This is a genomic window from Actinoplanes sp. NPDC048791 (assembly GCF_040650095.1).
Classification (GTDB): Bacteria; Actinomycetota; Actinomycetes; order Mycobacteriales; family Micromonosporaceae; genus Actinoplanes.
Genome location: NZ_JBEZGQ010001033.1, coordinates 1 through 2,869 on the forward strand (window position 1 = coordinate 1; position 2,869 = coordinate 2,869).

At 69.3% G+C, this 2,869-nt stretch carries 3 protein-coding genes and 2 pseudogenes; 3 read left to right on the forward strand and 2 right to left on the reverse strand.

The features are described from left to right. Positions 1-180 precede the first annotated feature (180 nt). A complete protein-coding gene (locus AB0C29_RS41660; RefSeq protein ID WP_360832845.1) occupies positions 181-777 on the reverse strand; it encodes a hypothetical protein in 597 nt (198 codons plus the stop codon). Between the two features lie 362 nt (positions 778-1,139). Further along, a complete protein-coding gene (locus tag AB0C29_RS41665) occupies positions 1,140-1,673 on the reverse strand; it encodes a M48 family metallopeptidase (RefSeq protein ID WP_360832847.1) in 534 nt (177 codons plus the stop codon). 474 nt (positions 1,674-2,147) lie between these two features. Here AB0C29_RS41665 and AB0C29_RS41670 point away from each other — a divergent pair, with 474 nt between their 5' ends. The 3 genes and pseudogenes from AB0C29_RS41670 to AB0C29_RS41680 all read left to right on the forward strand — a co-directional run. After that, complete coding sequence (locus AB0C29_RS41670) at positions 2,148-2,309, forward strand: DUF5679 domain-containing protein (RefSeq protein WP_015625326.1); 162 nt, start codon at positions 2,148-2,150, stop codon at positions 2,307-2,309. A 240-nt stretch (positions 2,310-2,549) separates the two neighbouring features. Beyond that, a pseudogene (locus AB0C29_RS41675) lies at positions 2,550-2,807 on the forward strand (hypothetical protein); the annotation flags it as partial. Then, positions 2,788-2,869, forward strand: a pseudogene (locus AB0C29_RS41680) (TetR/AcrR family transcriptional regulator); the annotation flags it as partial. The pseudogenes AB0C29_RS41675 and AB0C29_RS41680, both read left to right, overlap by 20 nt.

Here is a 2,869-nt window from a genome sequence, read left to right on the forward strand (position 1 = left end):
GCTTGGGGGCGGGGATGACCCACGCAGCCCGTCAGGCTTGATGTCTGCGTGGGTCATCCCCGCCCTCAAGCCCTGTTGTGGTTCCGCTTGGTCGGTGCTGTCTTTCTCGGCCGCCTTCTCTGCCGCTTTGTCGGCCGCCGCTTTTGTCGGCCGCCTTTTCACCCGCCTTTCACCCGCCTTTCAGCCGCCCAGGATGGCTCTGGTGTTTTCCCAGCCTTCGAGGGCCGGGTCCAGGGTTGCCAGGTCGTAGGGGCCACGTAGCCGGCGCCACTCTGCAGTTGATTCGACGAGGCTGGGCTGCGGCGCGCTTCTGCGCACTGTCATGGGTGTTGCCGTGTCCAGGTCGGTGTCCGTGAGCCATTCCGGGACCGGGAGGTTGGTGGCGAGGGCCAGCAGGCCGCTTTCCTGGCCGGTGGGGGCCACTGCCACGGGTTTGCTGCTCAGGGGGCGTAGGAGCTTGCCCAGGATCATGCCGGGGACGTCTGCGGCGTCTGCGGCCAGGACTGCGGCTTGGTTGTAGCCGTCCTTCTCGGCCGCTCTGAGCACGGGCAGCACGGTGGCCGTGGGCACCTCGTAGATCGGCGTTCCCGGCCAAGCGATCTCGTGGGCCAGGTCAAGGTCGTCAGCGGTGGCCGCGATTGCCGGCTCGGCCTGGGCCAGCCGGGCCAGCAGGTCCACAACGTCTTCGGCCAGCGCGGCGCGCCATTGCTCGAGCCCGGTTCCGGGCGGGCTCCAGGTCACCGGATTCAGCAGCGCCACCACGACACGTTTGGTCACGACTCGAAGGCTAGCCCCGGCCCACCTCGGCCTCGGCACGCCCGTGGCCCGGCCGACGCCCAGCAGCCGGCCCGTGCCCAGCAGCCGACCCAAGCCCCGCGTCACGGCCCAAGCCTTGCGGCCTCGCGGCCCGCGGCCCGCGGCCCGGCGCAAGCCTGCGGCCCGACGGCGCGGTGCAAGCCCGGCAGCCCGACCCAAGCCGCGCGGCCCGGCAGCCCGGCGGAAGCCCGGCGGCTCGGTCCATGCCCGGCGGCCAGCGGCCCGGTGCAAGCCCAGTGGCCCGACCTAAGCCGCGCGGCTCGGCAGCCCGGCGGAAGCCCTGCGGCCGGCTGCCCGGTGCAGGCCCGGCAGTCGTCTGGCGGTCAGTCGTCGGCTAGGACGAGGCCAGTTGCGGCGGAGATGCCCTCTAGGTAGCCGCGAGCGCGCTCGGCCTTCGGGTAGCGGTTCACCAGGTCCCAGAACTTCGTGTTGTGGCTGGGGACGACCAGGTGCGCCAGTTCGTGCAGGAGCACGTAGTCGATCACCCAGTCCGGCATCTCCTGGATCCGGTGCGAGATGCGGATCGTGGCGTCGTCCGGGGTGCAGGAGCCCCAACGGCCGTTCTGGTTGGTCACCCAGCGGACGCTCGCGGGCACGATGTCCCCGGAGTGGTCCGGCAGGTAGCGGGTGATCAGGCGGCGGGCGCGCATCAGGAGTTCGCTGTCCGTGCGCCGGATGCGTTCCTCGCGGGCGGCCAGGCGCTCGAGCATCCGCGCCACCCACTCGGTCTCCTCGGCCCGGGAGAACCGGTCGGGGATCAGGACGACAACGCGCTCGCCCTCCCGGTACGCGGACACCGTGCGACGCCGGCGCTGGCTGCGCCGCACTTCGACGACAGGCTTGCGCGTCCTGGCCATTACCGGCTCGCGCGGCCCAGCTCGGGGTTCACATTGCGACGTTAATGTGTCAGGGCCAGGTCAGCGCAAGGGTACGAGAAACGACACGCTCCCAAAATGTGACCTACGCCCCAGTAAATCCGAAAAATATTTCTCCGCGCGCGCCGGGGCCGCCGGAAACGCCCACGGTATCCGAAGAAACGACCATACTCCGGCCGACCCAAACGTCCTGTTTCAGGCGATCTGGAGTAAATCGTCGGCGTGTCTACCCGTATGTGCCTAAAAAGGATCATCCCGCCCGGCACACTCAGGCCGTCGACGACACAGTCGACGCTGCGCTGACATGGAAAGGCCCCGACCTGGGTAGTGACCGCCCCGAGCGGGTGGCCACATTCACGTGGTCGCGGAGCGGTCCAGCGCCGAACACAGATCGCGGCCTGACGCCGCGAGCCAGGCACCGGGCCGACCCGGCTGACAACATGACGAGGAGGAATCGTGGCCGACAACACGTACAACGGCTACTGCGTGAAGTGCAAGGAGAAGCGCGACTTCCAGGGCACCGTCGAGGTCTCGAAGACCGGCATGAACATGGCCAAGGGCAAGTGCCCGGTCTGTGGCACGACGGTCAACCGGATCCTGGGCAAGGCCAAGGCCTGACCGCGCCTGACAAGCAAGGACGGGGGCGGCCACTTCGGTCGCCCCCGTCGGCTTTTGGACCCCGTGTCACCCGTACGGGTCCGTAACCAGTCACCGCCCCAACACGTTAAGTGATTGAGCCGCTTCCCCATCTGCCTGTGGATAACTCGCAGAATCCTGTGGATAACCCTGCCCTCAGGCGGTACTGGCCTGTGGACAACCAATCCGCTGTGCGCCGAGGTCGTGACACCGTGTCATGTCATGAGCCGTACGCCGCTACCCCGGCCCACCCTGCTGCCGGGACTCCCCCGCATCTGGCGCACCCCGCACACACTCCAGCTGGGCCTCGATCCGGCTCACGCCGTACTCCTCGATCTGCCGGAGCCGAGAGCGGCCCGCCTGCTCGACCTGCTCGACGGCTCCCGCTCGGAGCGGCTCGCCGTGGCCCGGGCCGGCGCACTCGGCCTGCCTCCCGACGAGGCCGCCGCCCTGCTCGACATTGCAGGACGCGCTCTCCCGGGGCCAGCGCGACGGCACGTTCCGCGCGGACGTGGACGCGCTGGACGTGCACATGATGATCA